Consider the following 20,106-nt stretch of genomic DNA (forward strand, 5'->3'; position numbering starts at 1 on the left):
GCTACCGCAGGCCGCAGACCGCGCGTCGTGGCGACCAGCAAAGCAACCTGACGCAGGTTGGGCTTCGCAGCTATGCGTCTCAAGGTGAAGAATTTTTGTCTTTATTTTCAATGAGTTACAGGCATGCGATTTTAATTTTTCAAAATGAAAGCCTATATAAATCAATGAGTTACATAGGCCGACCTTGAAAGGCATAGCTTCGCAGCCCAACAGTCATGCAGCGCACCTTGCGGCGCCCTGAACAATGAAAGAAACTGGCGGTACGAGACGCCGTAATGCAGGGATGTCATTCGAATGGCAGTGTCGACCTGCAAAGCACTCAATTCGTTTTACTTCACATCAACCCACCGCATCGCTGTCGGGCGAGGGCGGTGGGCGGCCGAACGGCTGATATCTTTCACGGCAACGTACCGGAGAACTCAGCATGGAATGTCCTTTCAACGCAGCTCCTGCCTGGCATGACGCCAAGCTCGATTTCAGTAATGCCATGAGCTATGGCGATTATCTGAAGCTTGACCAGGTCCTGTCGGCGCAGCAACCGCTGTCGCCGAACCATAACGAAATGCTGTTCATCATCCAGCACCAGACCAGCGAACTCTGGATGAAGCTGATGCTGCATGAACTGCATGCGATACGTGTGCAACTGCGTCAGGGCAACTTGCCGCCGGCCTTCAAGATGATGTCGCGGGTTGCCCGCATCATGGACCAGCTGGTGCATGCCTGGGATGTACTGGCCACGATGACGCCGCCGGAATATACCGAAATCCGGCCTTACCTTGGCAGCTCGTCCGGCTTCCAGTCGCATCAATACCGCGAAATCGAATTCCTGCTCGGTAACAAGAATGCCGCGCTGTTGAAAGTGCATGAAAGCGCACCGCAAGCCCATGCCAGCCTCAGTAGCGCCCTGGTCGAACCATCGATTTATGATGACGCGATTGCGGCGATGGCACGTGCAGGTTTGCCGATCGATGCAGCGCGGCTCGCCGCCGATCCGACCCGGCCTACCGCCGCCGACGCCTCCGTCGAAAACGCATGGCTGATCGTGTATCGCGATCCCGCGCGCTACTGGCAACTGTACGAGCTGGCCGAAAAACTGGTCGACCTGGAAACGGCATTCCGCACCTGGCGTTTCCGCCACCTGACCACCATCGAGCGCATCATCGGATTCAAGGCGGGCACCGGTGGTACCGCTGGAGCAAGCTATCTGAAAAAAATGCTGGATGTGGTGCTGTTTCCGGAGCTGTTTTCGTTGCGGACGTCGCTATAAATGGCGCTGCGGTAACTCCGGTGCGCGGTCAGTCATGCACTTGCTCGCGTCACAGCGCAAACGAGGTCGCCAGGCAGTGCGCCTGGCGACCTCGGTCGGTACGACGTCAATCAGTGATTCAGTAATTCCAATAAGCGTGTGGCGGGAAGATTCCCGGCTCAGGCCCGAGCCGGCGCACTGTTGATGCTCGAACCAGCTGGCCGACGTGGCATACCGGTGAACGCAAAATCAACTTCCGGCTGACGTCCCGAGATGATTTCGGCGATCGCCTTGCCGGACCCGCAACCCATGGTCCAGCCGAGTGTGCCGTGGCCGGTGTTGAGGAACAGGTTGCTGAACTTGGTCTTGCCTATGTACGGCACGTTCGATGGCGTCAGCGGCCGCAGGCCGGTCCAGTAAGTCGGGTTGTCGTAGTCGCAGGCATTCGGGAACAGCTCGCGGGTGCGGCGCGTGATGGCTTCGCAACGGGCGGTGTTGAGTTCACGGGTGTAGCCGTTGAGTTCGCAGGTTCCTGCCACGCGCAGGCGGTCGCCGAGACGCGAGACCACCAGCTTGTAGCCGTCGTCGGTCAGCGAAACCGATGGCGCCAGTTCCGGATTGGTCAGCTTGTAGGTCGCCGAATAACCCTTGCCCGGATAGATCATCAGATCGATCCCGAGCGGTTTCAGGATCGGCACCGAGAAGCTGCCCATCGCCATCACGAATGCATCGGCATGCATTACTTCATGGCGACCGTGTTCATTGATGATTTCGACGCCGGTGACTTTGGCCGAAGCGCCACTGCCTTCGGTGATAAGACGCGTGATCTGCGTATTGAACTGGAACTTGACGCCGGCTTCTTCGGCTTTTTTTGCCAGGCCGGTGGTGAATTTGTAGATGTCGCCGGATTCATCGGTGGCGGTGAAATCACCGCCGACGATCTTGTCGCGGATGCTGGCGAGGGCCGGCTCGATGCGGACCACTTCATCGGCGCCGATCGAGTCACGCTGGCAGCCAAGGTCGCGCATCAGCTTGGCGGCAGGCAGCGATTCTTCGAAGTCTTTTTTGTCGGTGTAAAAATGCAGGATGCCGCGGGTCAGGCAGTCGTAGTCCACGCCGGTTTCGGCACGCACGGCTTGCAGGGTCTGGCGGCTGTATTCGCAGATCGCAACGATCTGGCGGATGTTGTCGGCGGTGCGGCCAGGCGTGCATTCACGCAGGAAGTTGAGGGCCCAGCGCCATTGCAGCCATTCCGGACGGAAGCGATACAGCAACGGTGCATCTTCCTGGCCCAGCCATTTCAGGACTTTCATCGGTGCAGCGGGATTGGCCCATGGCTCGGCATGCGATACCGAAATCTGGCAACCGTTGGCAAAGCTGGTTTCCTGTGCCGCGCCGGGCTGACGGTCGATGACGGTGACGTCATGGCCGGATTTGTTCAAAAACCAGGCAGAAGCGGTACCGACGATCCCCGAACCCAATACGATGACTTTCATGGCAATCTCCAATTTACGATCAGTGAATTGTAGAAAGTTCTGCCTGCTTCAGGTAGCCAAAAAGCACCCTGAAATATTTATTAATCAAAGATAATTAGCTCGGAATGGCGATGGGCGAAAGATTTCAGCTTAATCCTTTGTTTTTTGCAAGTGCGACAGTTCCTGCGCGACAGCGCGGCCTATCGTGTCTTCCAGCGTCTGGTGCAAACCGCGCCGGATTTCCTGCGTCAGTCCTTCGACGGCCACTTGCAGCACGTCGGCAAGGCTGTCGCGCACCCGCTGTTCCAGCACGAAATCGAGGCGCCGCAGCACCTGTCGCGTGATGCGATCGCTGATCCGCGCTTCCATGGATTCCCGATCCTGCTCATCCCAATGCAGCGCAGAGGACGCGGCCGATGCGTCGCCGGATGTCGGGCTCGGCGTTTGCAATGGCGCGGCGATGTCGAGCAATAAAACGGGATGCGCCAGCACCGCTGCCGGTCCATCCTGCGCCGGGCTGTCGTCCGCCGGTACGGGCAGGATTTCGGTCAACAAAGGGATGCCGCTATCCGACGAATGCATGCTCATGATTTGTCTGCAATGGAGTGCGTTAGCGGGTAGCCGCGCTGCTGATAAAACTTGTAGCGTTCACGACCGCTGGCAATGTCAGCCGGATCACTCGCGACGATTTCAAACAAGCGTTCGAAACGGGCGAAATCGGCTGGCACCTGGCCGGTCAGGTTGATCAGTATCTGATGGTGCGGCAGGTTGGCATCGCTGCCCGCGCTCACCGCCAGGATCACGGGAGTGCGCGCAGCGAGCGGATCAGTGGCCATCACGTGCGGTACGAAGTCGAGCTCGGAAAAAGTCCAGAGTGCCGTGTCGAGCTGGGCGAGCTGGGCCGCGTCCCCGACTAATACGACGCGACAATCGGCAGTGCGCGCCTTGCGCACCAGACGGCAGGCGTAGCTGATCTTGTCGGGGATATTGCTGTGGAAGTCGACGCGTGTCATCGGTGCGGCATCAGAAACGAAATCCCGGTACGCCCTTGTCGCCGGGCGGAGGGGGCCGTTTTACCGGTGCGGGGGCCGCTTCCGCAGCAGATCCGGTGCTGTTGGCCTTGCCCGCGCCTAGTGCCACCGGGGCCGCCGGGTCCGCTGGCGTCGGTGGCGGGTTGCGATAGCCGGACGGTAACCGGCTGCTCTCGGGGTATCCGGCCGCGCTCAGCATCGTGCCCCAGGCGGCGGGTTCGAATCCGATCTGCTTCGCGCGTCCGACCAACAACATCGGCATGGTGCCATCGCCGCCGGCCTGCTTCAGGCGTTCCGAGTCGGCCACGGTGGCGACGGTTTTTTCGGTGTAGGGAATGCCGCGTGTCGACAGCAGCGAACGCGCGTTGTCACACGGTACGCAGGAGGACATCGTGTACAGCACGACCGGACTGGTTCTGGCGACTTGCGCCAGTTCGTAGGTCAGCGCCGGACTGTTCTCGGACGCACTCACAGGTCCTTTGGCTTCGGCGCTTTTTGCAGATGCCGGCGGTGGCGTGTCGGTGTAATTGACTTTGCCATCGGCACCGACCCATTTGTACATTTGCTGGGCCGCCGCGTGGCTGGCTATAGCCAATGCCAGCACCGGCACCAGGGACAGGATTGTGCTGCCAAGTTTCATTTGGATTCCCTTTTTAGCCTGGTGTCGTTGCCATGCCGCTGTGTCGCAACAACGCATCAATGTTCGGTTCGCGGCCACGGAATGCCGTGAAGGACGCGAGTGCCGGCCGCGATCCGCCTACCGCCAGTACTTCGCGCTGGAAGCGCTTGCCGGCTTCGCTGTAACCGCTGTCACCCTCTGCAGCACGGGCTTCTTCGAACGCACCGTAGGCATCGGCCGACAGGACTTCAGCCCACTTGTAGCTATAGTAACCGGCGGCATAACCGCCGGCAAAGATATGGCTGAACGCGTTCTGGAAACGGTTGAAATCGGGTGGTATCAATACCGCAACCTGTTGCCGCACACTGTCGATAAGCGCGGCAACCGACTCGGATTCCACCGCGCTGGCGGCATCAAAGTCGTGGTGCAGCAGCATGTCGAACAACGAGAATTCGACCTGGCGCAGCGTCTGCAAACCGGACTGGAAATTTTTCGCGGCCGTGATCTTGTCGAACAGTGCGCGTGGCAGGGCCGCACCGGTATCGGCATGGGCCGTCATGTGTTGCAGCACATCCCATTCCCAGCAAAAATTTTCCATGAACTGGGACGGCAATTCAACCGCATCCCATTCCACGCCCGAGATGCCCGAGACGCCGATGTCGTCGACCTGCGTGAGCATGTGGTGCAGGCCGTGGCCAAATTCGTGGAAGAGCGTGATGACTTCGTCATGGGTAAAAAAGGCCGGCTTCAGTTTGCCGTCGACCACGGTCGGTTCGGTGAAATTGCAGGTCAGGTACGCCACAGGCGTTTGCACTTGCTGGCCATGCAGGCGGCGTCCGCGCGCATCGTCCATCCAGGCACCGCCGCGCTTGCCACTACGGGCATAAAAATCGAGATAAAACTGGCCGATCAATGTGCCGTTGCGCTCAATCCGGAAGAACTTCACATCCGGATGCCAGACTGCTGCGGTGTCGGGTTTGATCTCGACCGAGAACATGTTTTGCACCAGGCGGAACAAGCCTTCGGTGACCTTGGTTTGCGGGAAGTACTGCTTCACTTCCTGTTCGGAGAAGGCATAGCGCTGTTCGCGCAGTTTTTCGGAGGCATAGGCCACGTCCCATGATTCCAGCTTGTCGAGACCGAGTTCGGTGCGGGCGAACGTGCGCAATTCTTCCAGATCCTGCTCGCCAAACGGGCGCGCCCGCTGACCCAGGTCGAGCAGGAAGTCGATGACCTGCTTCGGTGACTCCGCCATCTTCGAGGCCAGTGACACCTCGGCGTAATTGGCATAGCCGAGCAACTGCGCTTCTTCCTTGCGCAGTTTCAGCAATTCGAGAATGTTCTGCGTGTTGTCCCAGTCGGGTTTGGCACCCAGTTCGGACGCCTTGGTGACATTGGCGCGATACACCTGTTCGCGCAGGGCGCGGTTATCGGCGTATTGCAGGATCGGGAAAAAGGAGGGGAAGTGCAGCGTGAACTTGTAACCGCTCTTGCCGTCTTTTTCGGCTGCGCCGCGGGCGGCATCCAGCACATCCTGTGGCAGGCCGGCCAGTTCGGTGGCGTTGTCGATGAACAGCGCGTAATCGTTGGTCGCATCGAGCACATTTTCGGAAAAGCGCGTCGAAATTTCAGCGTGCTTTTCCTGAATTTCGGCGAAGCGCGGCTTCAGGTTGTCGGGCAGCTCGGCGCCGCCCAGACGGAAGTCGCGCACCGCGTTGTCGATGATCTTCTGGCGCGCGGGCGACAGGCTGGAAAAATCGGCACGTTCCCGCAGCACCTTGTATTTTTCAAACAGCGCCAGGTTCTGCCCCAGTGCGGCCCAGAACTCGGTGACCTTGGGCTGGTTTTCGTTGTACACCGCACGCAGTTCGGGCGTGTCCATCACGCCATTCAGATGGCCGATGATGCCCCAGGCCCGGCCGAGTCTTTCGGTCGACAGGTCCAGCGGTTCGACAAAATTGTCCCAGGTGACTTCCGTCATCGGCGCTTCCAGTTGCGCCAGCACCGCGCTGCATTCGGCGATCAGGCTGTCGATTGCGGGTGTCACGTCGGCTGGCGTGATGGCGTCGAAGCGGGGCAGGTCGGAGAAATCAAGCAAGGGATTGGCGGCAAGGGAAGGAGTAGTCATCGGGTCAGTTTCTTTCGGCAGATTCAAGGGTATTTACTAACAGCATCGTGATGGTCATCGGGCCCACGCCGCCCGGCACCGGCGTGATCCAGCCGGCGACGTCGCTGACCCCGTTGAAATCGACATCACCACACAGCTTGCCATCGTCGTCGCGGTTCATGCCGACATCGATCACGATGGCGCCAGGCTTGACCATGTCGGCGGTCAGCGTGTTGCGCTTGCCGACCGCCGCCACCACGATATCGGCCTGACGGGTGTGGTACGCCAGATCCGGGGTACTGCTATGGCATATGGTGACAGTGGCATTGGCTTGCAATAGCAGGATCGCCATTGGCTTGCCGACAGTATTGCTGCGTCCGATCACGACGGCATGCTTGCCCTTGATCGGGACGCCCGTGCTTTCGATCATTTTCATGCAACCGAATGGCGTGCAAGGACGAAAACCCGGCAGGCCGGCCATCAGTTCGCCGGCACTTTGTACCGAGAAGCCATCGACATCCTTGACGGTCGAAATCGCATCGATCACCTTGGTCGGATCGATGTGCTTCGGCAGCGGCATCTGGACAAGGATGCCGTGGATCGCCGGATCATTGTTGAGTGCGTCGATGCGCGCAAGCAGGTCGGCCTCGGGCAGCGAGGCATCGTATTTTTCGAGCAGGGAGTGGAAGCCGGCGTCGGCGCAAGCCTTGACCTTGTTGCGCACATAGACCTGGCTGGCGGGATCTTCACCAACCAGGATCACGGCCAGGCCTGGCTGGTTGCCGCGTGCCGTCAATGCTGCAGCGCGGTGCGCCACTTCTTCACGTAATTGCTGGGAAAGGCGGGTGCCGCTGATCAATTGAGCTGTCATGGTGATGGGGTCAGAAGTGGCAATAAAGACGCGATTATAAAGCCCGCCACGCGCCAGCATCACGGCATCTGCAATTGAAACGGCAGGTGTCATCGCAGGCAATCGTCACCCGGAAAATTTGACGCTGCGCAGCATTATTCCGCATTATGAAAACATCATTCACTATTTGAAAAAGCCAAAAAGTGCTGATAGAATCTGTCGGAACCAATATCCGTGCCCCCGGAATTACTGCAGAATGCCTGACAGCGAAGCCCGTTCGATGCAGGTAAAAAATATCAGGAGACAATGAATGTCAGCTCAGCTCGATCAAGTCCTGGCGCAAGCCGCCAACGATCCCGATGTCATCGAAACGCAAGAATGGCTCGACGCCCTCGAGTCCGTTATTGAAAACGAAGGTCCCGAACGCGCCCACTATCTGATGGAGCGCATGGTCGACCTGGCCCGCCGTCGCGGTGCCCACATTCCATTTTCCAGCAATACCGCTTACGTCAACACCATCCCGAACCATCTCGGCGCCCATTGCCCGGGCAATCTGGAATTCGAAGAGCGCCTGCGCTCGTGGATGCGCTGGAACGCGATGGCGATGGTGGTCAAGGCCAACCGCGCTGATGGCGATCTGGGCGGCCATATCTCCAGTTTTGCCTCGCTGGCCAACATGCTGGGTATCGGCTTCAACCACTTCTGGCACGCCCCGACCGAAGATCATGGCGGCGACCTGCTCTATATTCAGGGCCATTCCTCACCGGGTATTTATGCCCGCGCCTACCTCGAAGGTCGCCTGACCGAAGAGCAGATGCTGAACTTCCGTCGCGAAGTCGATGGCAAAGGCTTGTCGTCGTATCCGCATCCAAAACTCATGCCGGAATTCTGGCAGTTCCCGACGGTCTCGATGGGCCTCGGTCCGCTGATGGCGATTTATCAGGCGCGCTTCCTGAAATACCTGCATGCGCGTGAAATCGCCAAGACCGATAACCGCAAGGTCTGGGTCTTCTGTGGCGATGGCGAAATGGACGAGCCGGAATCGATGGGTGCGATCGGTATGGCCGGGCGCGAGCGTCTGGATAACCTTGTCATGGTTGTCAACTGCAACTTGCAGCGTCTCGACGGTCCGGTGCGCGGCAACGGCAAGATCATCCAGGAACTCGAAGCTGATTTCCGTGGCGCTGGCTGGAACGTTGTCAAAGTGATTTGGGGTCCGGGCTGGGACGAACTGCTGGCCAAGGACAAGGATGGCATCCTGCAGCGCGTGATGATGGAAACCGTCGACGGCGAATACCAGAATTACAAGGCCAAGGATGGCGCATTCGTGCGCAAGCACTTCTTCGGCAAGCATCCGAAATTGCTCGAAATGGTCGCCAACATGACCGACGACGATATCTGGCGCCTGACTCGTGGTGGTCACGATCCGCACAAGATTTACGCCGCCTTCAAGATCGCCCAGGAAGCCCACGGCCAGCCGACCGTCCTGTTGGTCAAGACCGTCAAGGGCTTCGGCATGGGCAAGTCGGGCGAAGCGCGCAACACCGCTCACCAGACCAAGAAGCTCGACGATGAAGCGATCCGCGAAATGCGCGACCGTTTCGCGATCCCGATTCGGGACGAGGACCTGGCCGATGTGCCGTTCTTCAAACCATCCGACGACGCACCTGAAATGAAGTACCTGCACGAGCGTCGTCAGGCACTCGGCGGTTACCTGCCACAGCGCCGCCCCAAAGCCGACGAGACCATGCCCGTGCCGGAACTGTCGGCCTTCAAGGCCGTGCTCGATCCAACTGCCGAAGGCCGCGAAATCTCGACCACGCAAGCGTATGTGCGGATCATCTCCATCCTGCTGCGTGACCCGGTCCTCGGTCCGCGCGTAGTACCGATCCTGGTCGATGAAGCGCGCACTTTCGGTATGGAAGGCCTGTTCCGCCAGATCGGTATTTTTAACCAGCAAGGTCAGTTGTACGAGCCGGTCGACAAGGATCAGGTCAGCTACTACCGCGAAGACAAGGCCGGCCAGATCCTGCAAGAGGGGATCAACGAAGCCGGCGCCATGAGTTCATGGATCGCGGCGGCGACGTCCTACTCGACCAACAACCGGATCATGGTGCCGTTCTACACCTTCTATTCGATGTTCGGTCTGCAGCGGATCGGCGACCTGGCCTGGGCTGCCGGGGACATGCGCTCACGCGGTTTCCTGCTCGGCGGTACCGCCGGCCGGACCACGCTGAATGGCGAAGGTTTGCAGCACGAAGATGGTCACAGCCATGTGCTGGCATCGACCATCCCGAATTGCGTACCGTACGACCCGACCTTCGCGCATGAAGTCGCCGTCATCATGCACGACGGTCTCAAGCGGATGATCGAGCAACAGGAAGACGTGTTTTATTACATCACCCTGATGAACGAGAACTACAGCCACCCCGGTATCAAGGAAGGCCAGGAAGCGGGCATTCTGAAAGGCCTGTATCTGCTGCAGGAAGGCAAGAAGGAATCCAAGCTGCGCGTCCAGCTGATGGGCTCCGGCACCATCCTGCGCGAAGTCATCGCGGCCGTCGATTTGTTGCAGGATGACTTCGGCATTGCCGCTGATGTCTGGTCGGCACCGTCGTTCACCTTGCTGGCGCGCGATGGCCAGGATGTCGAGCGCTGGAACATGCTGCATCCGTCAGAGACACCGCGGGTGGCGCACATCACCCAGTGCCTGCAGGACTCGCAAGGCCCGATCGTGGTCTCGACCGATTACATGCGCACGTTTGCCGAACAGGTACGCGCCTTCGTACCCAAAGGTCGCAGCTACAAGGTACTGGGCACCGACGGTTTCGGCCGCTCGGACTCGCGTGCCAAGCTGCGTGAGTTCTTTGAAGTCAATCGCTACTTCGTGACCATCGCCGCGCTGAAATCTCTGGCCGACGAGGGTGCCATCGCGGCATCGATCGTGGCCCAGGCGATTGAAAAATACGGTATCAATCCGGAAAAACCGAATCCGGTCACGCTGTAATTCATCCAACACATTGATACCGCCACGGCTCCCGGGAGGAGTCGTGGCCGACAAAAGAATACGGAGCCAACGCCATGAGTGTGAGTGAAATTAAAGTACCGGATATCGGCGATTTCAAGGAAGTGGAAATCATCGAACTGATGGTCAAGGTCGGCGATACGATCAAGGTGGACCAGTCGCTGATCACGGTCGAATCCGACAAGGCCAGCATGGAAATTCCATCCAGCGGTGCCGGCGTGGTCAAGGAATTGAAAGTCAAGGTCGGCGACAAGGTGGCAATGGGTTCGCTGCTGTTGTTGCTTGAAGCGTCGGATGCGGCAGCACCGGCAGAGACGGCTGCACCGGCAGCGGCCGCTCCTGCTGCACCAGTGTCTGCGCCTGCTGCGGAAGCAGTACCCGTGGCAGCACCGGTGTCAGCACCCGCCGCCGCCCCGGTCGCGGCAGCACCCGTGGCAACAACCACCGCTCCAGCAGCCCCGGTCGCAGGAAAGCCCTCCCACGCCTCGCCATCGATCCGCAAGTTCGCCCGCGAACTCGGTGTTGATCTGACGCAGCTCGGCGGTACCGGTCCGAAAGGCCGCATCCTGCACGAGGATGTCCAGAACTACGTCAAGGCGGTAATCGCGGGCAGCGTCGCGCCGGCTGGGTCGGGCGTGCCGCGCAACGGTTCCGGTGCCGGTCTTGACCTGCTGCCGTGGCCATCGCTGGATTTCGCGAAGTTCGGTAGCACCGAATTGCAGCCGCTATCGCGCATCAAGAAACTCAGTGGTCCGAACCTGCATCGCAACTGGGTCATGATTCCGCATGTCACGCAATTCGACGAAGCCGACGTCACCGACCTCGAAGAATTCCGCAAGTCGTCGAACGCGGCGCTGGCCAAGTCCGGCGTCAAGCTGACCATGCTGGCGTTCGTCATCAAGGCCAGTGTCGCTGCGCTGAAAAAATTCCCGGCTTTCAATTCGTCGCTGGATGCCAAGTGCGAGAACCTGATCCTGAAGCATTACTACAACATCGGTTTTGCCGCCGATACCCCGAACGGCCTGATGGTTCCGGTGATCAAGGACGTCGACAAAAAAGGCATTTCACAGATCGCGACCGAGATGGGAGAACTGTCCGCGCAGGCGCGAGACGGCAAGCTCAAGGCGGCCGACATGCAGGGCGCGACCTTCACGATTTCATCGCTGGGTGGCATCGGCGGCACGCTGTTCACGCCGATCATCAACGCGCCTGAAGTCGCCATTCTTGGCTTGTCGAAAGCCTCGATCAAGCCGGTCTGGGATGGCAAGCAATTCCAGCCACGCCTGATGATGGGGACATCGCTGTCGTACGACCACCGCGTCGTCGATGGCGCGATGGGTGCACGCTTCTCGGTGTACCTGTCGGATGCGCTGGCCGACCTGCGCCGCACGCTGCTGTAACAATAGCCGGTCAGTCGCGCAGTCCAGTGCAATACAGCCAGTGAATACAGCGCGCGGCGTCGCCATGGTGGCGCCAGCGCGGACCAGACAATGCAACACCACCTCGCGCCAGCGCGAGTGATGACAACGGAGCCATGAACCATGAGTCTGATCGAAGTGAAAGTCCCGGATATCGGTGATTTCAAGGAAGTGGAAGTGATCGAATTGCTGGTCAAGCCGGGCGATACGATCAAGGTCGATCAATCGCTGATCACGGTCGAGTCCGACAAGGCGAGCATGGAGATTCCGTCCAGCCACGCTGGTGTCATCAAGGAATTGAAGATCAAGGTCGGCGACAAGGTGGCAATGGGTTCGCTGTTGCTGATGCTGGAAGCGAGCAATGCTGCTGCGCCAGCGGCCGCCACACCTGCTGCGGCACCGACGGCAGTTGCGCCGGCTGTTGCAGCGGCAGCGCCGGTAGCGGCAACCGCATCGGCCACTGCGCCGGCATCCGCTCCGGCCGCCGCCAGCTTCACGGGCAAGGCCGATATCGAATGCGACACGCTGGTACTCGGCGCCGGTCCGGGCGGCTATACCGCTGCGTTCCGTGCTGCCGACCTCGGCCAGAAAGTCGTCCTGATCGAACGTTACCAGACCCTCGGCGGCGTCTGCCTGAACGTCGGTTGTATTCCTTCCAAAGCACTGCTGCATGCCGCAAAAGTGATTACCGAAGCCGAAGAAATGTCCCACTTCGGTATCAAGATGTCGTCGCCGGAAATCGACCTCGACACGCTGCGTAGCTGGAAAGACGGCATCATCAAGAAATTGACCGGCGGTCTGACCAGCCTGGCCAAGGCGCGCAAAGTCCAGGTCGTCGAAGGCAAGGGTGCATTTTCGTCAGCCAACACGGTAACAGTCGAGACCAAGGATGGCAGCAAGGTCATTGCGTTCAAACACGCGATCATCGCGGCCGGTTCCGCCGTCGCGAAAATTCCGGGTTTCCCGTACGACGATGCACGCGTGATCGACTCGACCGGCGCACTCGAACTGCGCCAGATCCCGAAAAAAATGCTGGTTATCGGCGGCGGCATCATCGGGCTGGAAATGGCCTGCGTGTACGATGCATTGGGCACAAAAATCACCGTCGTCGAATTTGCCGATGGCCTGATTCCGGCTGCCGACCGCGACATGGTGCGGCCACTGCAAAAGCGCATCGAAAAACGCTACGACGCGATTTTCCTGAAAACCAAAGTCACCAGACTGGAAGCCCGCGACGACGGTTTGCTGGCGACCTTCGAAGGCGATGCAGCACCGAAAGAACCGCAACTGTTCGACATGGTGCTGATGGCTGTTGGCCGTCGTCCGAACGGCAGGGAAGTGGGGGCCGACAAGGCTGGCGTGATCGTCAACGAGCGCGGCTTCATCCCGGTCGACAAACAGCAGCGCACCAACGTCGCCAACATCTTCGCGATTGGCGACATCTGCGGCGATCCGATGCTGGCGCACAAAGCCACCAACGAAGCCAAGGTAGCTGCCGAAGTCATCGGTGGCCACAAGGTCCAGTTCGACGCGATGACGATTCCATCGGTCGCGTACACCGACCCGGAAATCGCGTGGATGGGCGTCACCGAAACCGACGCCAAGGCGCAGGGCATTCCGTTTGAAAAAGTCAATTTCCCGTGGGCGGCGAGTGGTCGTGCGCTGGCGGTGGGGCGCGACGAAGGCTCGACCAAGCTGTTGTGGGACCCGGCCACCAAGCGCCTGATTGGCGCCGGTATCGTTGGCGTGAATGCCGGCGAATTGCTGGCCGAGCTGGTGCTGGCGATGGAAATGGGCGCGGACCTCGAAGACCTTGCACTGACCATCCATGCCCATCCGACTTTGTCGGAGACACCGATGTTCGCTGCCGAAATGGCGTTGGGGACGATTACGGATTTGTATATTCCGAAGAAGTAATCCGCTACCGAACCTTTGCCATCGACCCGTCACCGCAATCGCGCTGACGGGTTTTTTTACGCCGCCAGTTTTTCTGGTTCGGTCTCGACAACGTCGCATTCCACCAGCACGGCTTCTTGCGTCAGCATCCCGAACAGGATCGTTAGGTCGGCTATCTGGATCAATAAACGACCTTCATTGGCTTCGATGACATCAGTGACCAGCGTCGGCTCTGTCGACCGAACGACAACAGCAGATTGATTTGCGCTACGACGAATGCCATCGCAGTATGTAGCTCACTGGCCGTTACTGATTGGTCCCTGTAGGGGCCAGTGGCCAAGACGCTGCATCCACTGCGCAATGGCCTGTTCATTCTCGCCGCCTGCGTCGTGCCAGGCTTGCATCTGTGGTTTGTCGTCGGCCAGTCGATGCTGGCCGAGCTTGAACTTGCCTTCCAGTCGGTCAACCCGGATCGTGAATGCGACGATGGCATTGAGCAGGCCGGCGCGCAGGCCGTCATCGAGCTGGTCGAACTGCGCGTGATAGGCAGGCTCGTGATGCTGCACCAGCGCTGCCAGCAATGCCAGTTTGGACGCGTCATCGTGCTCGATGACGGCGTTGCCGCTGGCATGGACGGCGATGTAATTCCAGGTCGGCACCCGGTTCGGTTTTGTGTACAGCGTCGGAGAAATGTACGTGTGCGGCCCATGAAATATCACCAGCGCCGACGGGCCAGCTTCCAGTGCCTGCCAGTGCGGATTGGCCCGCGCCACATGACCGTCGATCTGCACCACGCCATCGATCTGCCGCGCCAGCACCGGCACATGGGTGGCGAACGGCATGCCATCGACGGTCGAGACCAGCGTCGCAAAGTTATAGCGCTGCATCACCTCCAGCAGCAGCGCCGGGTCTTCCTCGCGGAAGTGCTGCGGCACGTACACGAGTCAGTGTCCGAGCTGGCGCATGACAGTCGACAGCATCGCCAGCAACTGGTCGATTTCGGCATGCGTAACCGTCAGCGCCGGCATGAAACGCAACAGGTCGGGACGTGGCGAGTTCAGCAGCAGGCCGAGCGGTTCCAGATTGCGCGCCGCTTCGACGATTTGCGGACCGATATCCTTGCCCAGCTTCAGGGCACGCAGCAAGCCTTCGCCGCGTTCTCCCTGCAAACCGTGTTGCTCGCTCAACGCCAGCAAACCCTGGCGCAGATACGCACCCTTGTCCTTCACCGATTGCAGGAAACCCGGCGCCAGCAACGCATCAGCCACCGCCACGCCGACGGCTGTCATCAACGGGTTGCCGTTGTAGGTGCCGCCCTGTTCACCCGGTTCGAAGCAGGCGATCTGTTCCCGGCACAGCAGCGCGGCCAGTGGCACGCCACCGCCGATGCCTTTGCCCAGTGTCATGATGTCGGGTTCAATGCCCGACAGCTGATACGCGAACAGTTCGCCGGTGCGTCCCATGCCGCTCTGGACTTCATCGACCATCAGCAGGATGCCGCGTTCTTTGGTCAATGCGCGCAGGGCCTGCATGAATTCCCGTGTGGCCGGAATCACGCCACCTTCGCCTTGTACCGGTTCGAGCATCACGCCGATGGTTTTGTCGGTGATCAGGCGTTCGACACTGGCGATGTCGTTGAGGTCGGCTTTCGGAAAGCCGTCGACCTGTGGCGCATACATCGTGTCCCAGCCGGGCTTGCCGCTGGCCGACATGGTGGCCAGCGTCCGGCCGTGAAAGCTATGGTCGAAGGTGATGATTTCATAGCGGTTGGCGCCGGCGGCGTTCTTGAATTTTTTGCCATATTTGCGCGCCAGCTTGATTGCGCCTTCGTTGGCTTCGGCGCCGCTGCTGGCAAAAAACACGCGGTCGAAACACGAGTTCGCGGTCAGCCGCGCTGCCAGCGCAATCGATGGCTCATTGAAAAATGCCGGCGACGGGTTGATCAGTTTTTTTGATTGCGCCACCAGCGCGTCGCTGATGCATTGCGGCGCATGGCCGAGGCAATTCACGGCCCATCCCTGCAGGTAATCGAGATAGCGCTTGCCGGTGCTATCGGTCATCCACATGCCGCTGCCTTCGGTAAAGACGATCTGGGGCCGGTTCGTGATGAACATCAGCGCATTGACTTCGTATTGGTTGAATTCCATTTTCAGCGACTCCGCGAGGGCAAGGACAAGTAATCAAAAAAGCGAAAAAAAGGCGAAAAAAAAGCCACAGGGTCAGCCTGTGGCGTGAGTATCAGCAAACAATCACCCGCACGGCTTTCCGGACTGTGGCAGTCGGGTTCGGCGTCGCGCTAGATGCTGGGTGATAGTCATGCATGGATGGTAGGGCGTTTTGCGCAGTGCGTCAAAACGTTTTTTCCGGTGTGCATGGCATCAGCCCGATATCGTCTGACCACGGGCGATATCGGCCTCGTTGATGAAGGCATCGGCAAAGAATTCCTCTTCCGGCAACGTGCACTCGGCCATGAAATCGCTCTTGGCGGCGTCGACCATTACAGGTACACCGCAGGCGTAGACCTGGTAGCCGCTCAGGTCAGGCAGATCGTCGACCACTGCCCGGTGCACAAAACCGCTGCGCCCGGCCCAGCCGTCTTCGGGCAAAGCGTTCGAAATCACCGGTACATACGAAAAGCCGGGCAGGGTGCGGGCCCATTCTTCGCACAGCGCGTGCATGTACAGGTCTTGCGGGCGTCGACCACCCCAGTACAGCACCATGGGCCGGTTGCTGTTTTTTTCGGTGGCCTGTTCGATGATGGCCTTGATCGGCGCAAAACCTGTACCTGACGCCAGCAGCACGATCGGTTTATCGGATTCGTCCCGCAGGAAAAAGCTGCCGAGCGGACCTTCGAAGCGCAGGATGTCGCGCTCTTTCATCGTACTGAAAACATGGTCGGTGAACAAGCCGCCCGGAGTATGGCGCACATGCAGCGTGATGAATTCGTCGAGGTGCGGGGCGTTGGCCATGCTGTAGCTGCGGCGCTTGCCATCTTTCAGCAGGAACTCGATGTATTGACCGGCGCGATATTGCAGGCGTTCATTGGCGGGCAATTGCAGCGACAACACGATCACGTCTTCGCTGAGGCGCTCCAGCTTCGCGACCCGCGACGGCAGTTTCTTGATCGGGAATTCGCCGATGCCGACCACTTCGCGCACTTCGATGTGCAAGTCGCTGTGCGGGGTGGCGCAGCAAAACAGCGAGGCGCCGTCTTCCTCTTCGGCAGCAGTCAATGCCTTGGCCTGATGCGTTCCGTGTGTAACGCTACCGGCTTTCACCTTGCCCTTGCAGCTGCCACAGGCGCCGTTCTTGCAGCCGTACGGCAGGCCGACACCGGCACGGATGGCGGCGGCAAGGACGGTTTCATCGGCAGCGCAGCTGAATTGTCGGCCGCTAGGCGCGACAGTAATTTGGAAAGTCATACAATCCCGAACATGAAAAAAAATGTGAACATGAAAAAAACCGGTCGACCACGGTTACTGATCCTGGGCTGCGGCGATGTTGGCATGCGGTTGCTGCCGCTGGTGCGCGAGCGCTTCCGGGTATTTGCCGTGACCAGCCAGCTTGAACGCCGCGACGCATTACGCGCGGCCGGTGCAATTCCGATTGTCGCCAACCTGGACGAGCCGCACACGCTTGCCCGGCTGGCTGGTCTGGCACCGCACATCATTCATCTGGCACCACCGCAATCTGACGGCGTGACGGATCGGCGCACGCGCAACCTGATTCGTATTTTACCTGAGCACGCCACGGTCGTTTATGTCAGCACCAGCGGTGTCTATGGCGATTGTGGTGGTGCGCTGGTGCCTGAAACCCGACCGGTCAATCCGACCAACGTGCGCGCCCGGCGGCGAGTCGACGCAGAACAGTGCTTGCGCGCATGGGCCCGCCGCAACATGGGGCGACTGGGCATCCTGCGTGTTCCCGGTATTTACGGTGCGGACCGATTGCCCATCGAGCGCCTGAAAAAAGGCACGCCGGCGCTGATCGACGCTGACGATGTCTACACCAATCATATTCATGCCGATGATCTCGCGCGCATCGTGGCGACGGCGTTGTTCCGGCTGCAGCCGAACCGGTCGGTGCATACCGTCGATGATTCCGACATGAAGATGGCTGCGTATTTCGATCTCGTCGCCGATACCTTCGGCCTGGCGCGCCCGCCCCGGTTGCCGCGCGCGCAACTCAAGGACATCGTATCGCCGATGCTGCTGTCGTTCATGTCGGAGTCGCGCCGGCTCAGCAATCGCCGCATGAAAGAGGAGCTGGGTATCCGGTTGCTGTATCCGCAAGTGGCCGATGCCTTGCGCGATCACCACCTTGCCTCGGCGCGCGATGTGCCGGTCAAGCTAAGTGCGGGACCGAACAATGCCTGACGTGATTCGGCGTTAGCATACGTATTCCCGGAAATACTCATTTACCAAGGATCCATGATGAAAAAAATTCTGATGACAGCACTCACCGGCGCATTGCTGTGTACTGGCGCTTCTTCGTTTGCTGCGAGCCACACCGCTGCTCCTGCAGCAGGTCCGGCGGGTGGCATGATGGCAAAAGACATGAATCACGGCCACGATATGAGCAAGAAGGACATGATGAAAGACATGGACGCCAATAATGACGGTCTGATTTCGAAAGAAGAATTCATGAAACATCATGAAAAAATGTTCGATGCAATGCCAAAGAACAAAGATGGATTGGTTGACATGAAGAGCATGCACATGGGTGACAAGAAAAAGTAAGAGTTCGATTATTTCTTGTTGACCGCAATAAAAAAGACAGGCGTTTGAACGGCCCCCACACTGTTGGACGGTTAGTTTGCCTGTCTTTTTTATTACGTGGCATCCGCTACGCGACCCAAGTATCCGGAGCCGTCACGTCAGGGATCGGTTTCATGGGACGGGTAACTTGCCAAGATAGTCCGGATTCCAGCTCGGGTGTCGAATTGCGAAGGCCACCCTCTCCATCTTCCACCGCGGTCGCCGGTGGGATAAGCGGATCGTAGCCCACTTGCCCAAGCCACTTGCACCCGGTTTGTCGAGAGGGACCACAGTTGGTTTCAATTGTCGAAGACGCCTTAGCGACCTCTGCCGACACGTAATGCATGTCGGGCTTTGACGCTCAATCTGCGGGTTGGCGGTAGAAGCGCTACCTACGCGGCAGCCTTTGCAGTACGACTTGTGGACTGTGCAGCCTCCTAGTCCGCTTGGCACATCGTCTGCCGTCCTTTGCAAATGCGCCGCCTGGATCGGTCGCACCCATAAAAAAAGACAGGCAATGCCTGTCTTTTTTCGTATGACGCGGTAATGAATTATTTACCGGTTGCTGCTTTCACATCCGCCTTGCCTTCTGCTTTTACTTCTGTCGTGTTGGCTTTGGCTTTCATTTTGTCAGCGCCGGCTTCGACTTTAACCTTGTCTGCTTTTTCGTCGGCCTTGATGGCGGTCTTGGTCGATTTGGCATCCGCTTTGGCGTCTACCTTGTCAGCCTTGACTTCAGCTGCTGGCTTGTCAGCCGGGCTGGCTTTTGCGACGTCAGCGTGGGCTTCGCCTTTTGCTTTTGCAGCCTTGGCGTGGGCTTTTGCTTTTTTGGCTTCGGCTTTGCTAACTGCCTTGTCCACTGAGGCATTTGCTTTGGCGTCGGTCTTGGTTTCGGCAGTCATTGCTTTGGTATCTGCAGCAGCTGCTTTGGTTTCTGCTTTCACTACAGCCGGGCTGGCTGGTGTAACTGCAGGAGCCGGTGCCTGAGCGAATACGGAAGTAGCGAACAGACCAGCGATCAGGGTAGCGAGTAATTTATTCATGGTGTTTCCTTTTTTCGGATTAAGAAGCTGAGATAGCTTGCAGTGAAATTAATATTGGTAGCGACAGCGTACTGAGTTCGGTACGAATTACTTGCCGGTTGCGGCTTTTACGTCAGCTTTGCCTTCGGCTTTGACAGCTGCGGTGTCGGCTTTGGCTTTCATTTTGTCAGCGCCGGCTTCGACTTTGACCTTGTCAGCTTTTTCATCGGCCTTGATCATGGTCTTGGTCGATTTTGCATCGGCTTTGGCGTCTACCTTGTCAGCCTTGGCATCAGCAGCTGGCTTGTCAGCGGCGTCTGCTTTTGCTGCATCAGCGTGGGCTTCACCTTTTGCTTTTGCGGCCTTGGCATGGGCTTTTGCTTTTTTGGCTTCGGCTTTGGCGGTTGCCTTGTCGACCGAGGCACTGGCCTTGGCGTCGACTTTTGCTTCGGCAGTGACTGCCTTGGTGTCTGCGGTTGCGGCTTTGGTTTCTGCCTTGATCACAGCAGGGCTGGCTGGTGTCACTGCAGGGGCTGGGGCTTGTGCGAAAACGGAAGTAGCGAACAGACCGGCGATCAGGGTAGCGAGTAATTTGTTCATGGTGTTTCCTTTGCGGAGTAAGAAGCCAGAATAGCTTGCAGTGAGATCAATAACGCCAGC

At 58.9% G+C, this 20,106-nt stretch carries 17 protein-coding genes; 6 read left to right on the plus strand and 11 right to left on the minus strand.

What is annotated here, in order from left to right; translation table 11 throughout:
• Positions 1 to 424 precede the first annotated feature (424 nt).
• Positions 425 to 1,267, plus strand: a complete 843-nt coding sequence (kynA, locus tag ABD720_RS12820) for a tryptophan 2,3-dioxygenase (protein WP_344763723.1) — start codon at positions 425 to 427, stop codon at positions 1,265 to 1,267.
• Positions 1,268 to 1,425: 158 nt separating this feature from the next.
• Here kynA and ABD720_RS12825 read toward each other — a convergent pair whose 3' ends face one another.
• The 6 genes from ABD720_RS12825 to folD form a co-directional block, all read right to left on the minus strand.
• Complete coding sequence (locus ABD720_RS12825; RefSeq protein WP_344763724.1) at positions 1,426 to 2,742, minus strand: D-amino acid dehydrogenase; 1,317 nt, start codon at positions 2,740 to 2,742, stop codon at positions 1,426 to 1,428.
• A gap of 129 nt (positions 2,743 to 2,871) precedes the next feature.
• The gene (locus ABD720_RS12830; RefSeq protein WP_344763725.1) at positions 2,872 to 3,309 is read right to left on the minus strand and encodes a hypothetical protein; all 438 of its coding nucleotides are present in this window, start codon (positions 3,307 to 3,309) and stop codon (positions 2,872 to 2,874) included.
• On the minus strand, positions 3,306 to 3,734 hold the full coding sequence (locus ABD720_RS12835) for a DNA polymerase III subunit chi (protein WP_344763726.1): 429 nt from the start codon (positions 3,732 to 3,734) through the stop codon (positions 3,306 to 3,308). Before ABD720_RS12835 ends, ABD720_RS12830 begins: the two co-directional genes overlap by 4 nt.
• Positions 3,735 to 3,744: 10 nt before the next feature.
• A complete protein-coding gene (locus tag ABD720_RS12840; RefSeq protein ID WP_344763727.1) occupies positions 3,745 to 4,392 on the minus strand; it encodes a DUF4124 domain-containing protein in 648 nt (215 codons plus the stop codon).
• Positions 4,393 to 4,405: 13 nt separating this feature from the next.
• The gene (locus ABD720_RS12845; RefSeq protein ID WP_344763728.1) at positions 4,406 to 6,499 is read right to left on the minus strand and encodes a M3 family metallopeptidase; all 2,094 of its coding nucleotides are present in this window, start codon (positions 6,497 to 6,499) and stop codon (positions 4,406 to 4,408) included.
• 4 nt (positions 6,500 to 6,503) lie between these two features.
• Entirely contained in the window at positions 6,504 to 7,349 is an 846-nt protein-coding gene (folD, locus tag ABD720_RS12850) for a bifunctional methylenetetrahydrofolate dehydrogenase/methenyltetrahydrofolate cyclohydrolase FolD (protein ID WP_344763729.1), read from the minus strand.
• Positions 7,350 to 7,638: 289 nt separating this feature from the next.
• Here folD and aceE point away from each other — a divergent pair, with 289 nt between their 5' ends.
• The 3 genes from aceE (at position 7,639) to lpdA (ending at position 13,688) form a co-directional block, all read left to right on the plus strand.
• The gene (aceE, locus tag ABD720_RS12855; protein ID WP_344763730.1) at positions 7,639 to 10,335 is read left to right on the plus strand and encodes a pyruvate dehydrogenase (acetyl-transferring), homodimeric type; all 2,697 of its coding nucleotides are present in this window, start codon (positions 7,639 to 7,641) and stop codon (positions 10,333 to 10,335) included.
• Between the two features lie 74 nt (positions 10,336 to 10,409).
• Complete coding sequence (gene aceF, locus ABD720_RS12860; protein ID WP_344763731.1) at positions 10,410 to 11,753, plus strand: dihydrolipoyllysine-residue acetyltransferase; 1,344 nt, start codon at positions 10,410 to 10,412, stop codon at positions 11,751 to 11,753.
• A 141-nt stretch (positions 11,754 to 11,894) separates the two neighbouring features.
• Positions 11,895 to 13,688 carry a dihydrolipoyl dehydrogenase gene (gene lpdA / locus ABD720_RS12865; protein WP_344763732.1) on the plus strand — a complete coding sequence of 598 codons (1,794 nt, stop codon included), beginning with the start codon at positions 11,895 to 11,897 and terminating at the stop codon, positions 13,686 to 13,688.
• A gap of 275 nt (positions 13,689 to 13,963) precedes the next feature.
• Here the strand turns inward: lpdA and ABD720_RS12870 are convergent, their stop codons facing one another.
• The 3 genes from ABD720_RS12870 to ABD720_RS12880 all read right to left on the minus strand — a co-directional run bounded on the left by ABD720_RS12870 (position 13,964) and on the right by ABD720_RS12880 (position 17,089).
• Entirely contained in the window at positions 13,964 to 14,608 is a 645-nt protein-coding gene (locus ABD720_RS12870) for an FMN-binding negative transcriptional regulator (RefSeq protein WP_344763733.1), read from the minus strand.
• Between the two features lie 3 nt (positions 14,609 to 14,611).
• Positions 14,612 to 15,814 (minus strand): acetylornithine transaminase, encoded by a 1,203-nt coding sequence (locus ABD720_RS12875; protein ID WP_344763734.1) that lies wholly within the window; start codon positions 15,812 to 15,814, stop codon positions 14,612 to 14,614.
• 231 nt (positions 15,815 to 16,045) lie between these two features.
• Entirely contained in the window at positions 16,046 to 17,089 is a 1,044-nt protein-coding gene (locus tag ABD720_RS12880) for a CDP-6-deoxy-delta-3,4-glucoseen reductase (protein WP_344763735.1), read from the minus strand.
• A 12-nt stretch (positions 17,090 to 17,101) separates the two neighbouring features.
• Here ABD720_RS12880 and ABD720_RS12885 point away from each other — a divergent pair, with 12 nt between their 5' ends.
• Entirely contained in the window at positions 17,102 to 18,043 is a 942-nt protein-coding gene (locus ABD720_RS12885) for an SDR family oxidoreductase (RefSeq protein WP_344763736.1), read from the plus strand.
• A gap of 57 nt (positions 18,044 to 18,100) precedes the next feature.
• The gene (locus ABD720_RS12890; RefSeq protein ID WP_344763737.1) at positions 18,101 to 18,406 is read left to right on the plus strand and encodes an EF-hand domain-containing protein; all 306 of its coding nucleotides are present in this window, start codon (positions 18,101 to 18,103) and stop codon (positions 18,404 to 18,406) included.
• Positions 18,407 to 18,975: 569 nt separating this feature from the next.
• Here the strand turns inward: ABD720_RS12890 and ABD720_RS12895 are convergent.
• Both ABD720_RS12895 and ABD720_RS12900 read right to left on the minus strand, forming a co-directional pair.
• The gene (locus tag ABD720_RS12895) at positions 18,976 to 19,467 is read right to left on the minus strand and encodes a hypothetical protein (protein WP_344763738.1); all 492 of its coding nucleotides are present in this window, start codon (positions 19,465 to 19,467) and stop codon (positions 18,976 to 18,978) included.
• A gap of 87 nt (positions 19,468 to 19,554) precedes the next feature.
• Positions 19,555 to 20,046 carry a hypothetical protein gene (locus ABD720_RS12900; protein ID WP_344763739.1) on the minus strand — a complete coding sequence of 164 codons (492 nt, stop codon included), beginning with the start codon at positions 20,044 to 20,046 and terminating at the stop codon, positions 19,555 to 19,557.
• Between the last annotated feature and the right edge of the window lie 60 nt (positions 20,047 to 20,106).

This window comes from Actimicrobium antarcticum, assembly GCF_039536745.1.
GTDB lineage: Bacteria > Pseudomonadota > Gammaproteobacteria > Burkholderiales > Burkholderiaceae_D > Actimicrobium > Actimicrobium antarcticum.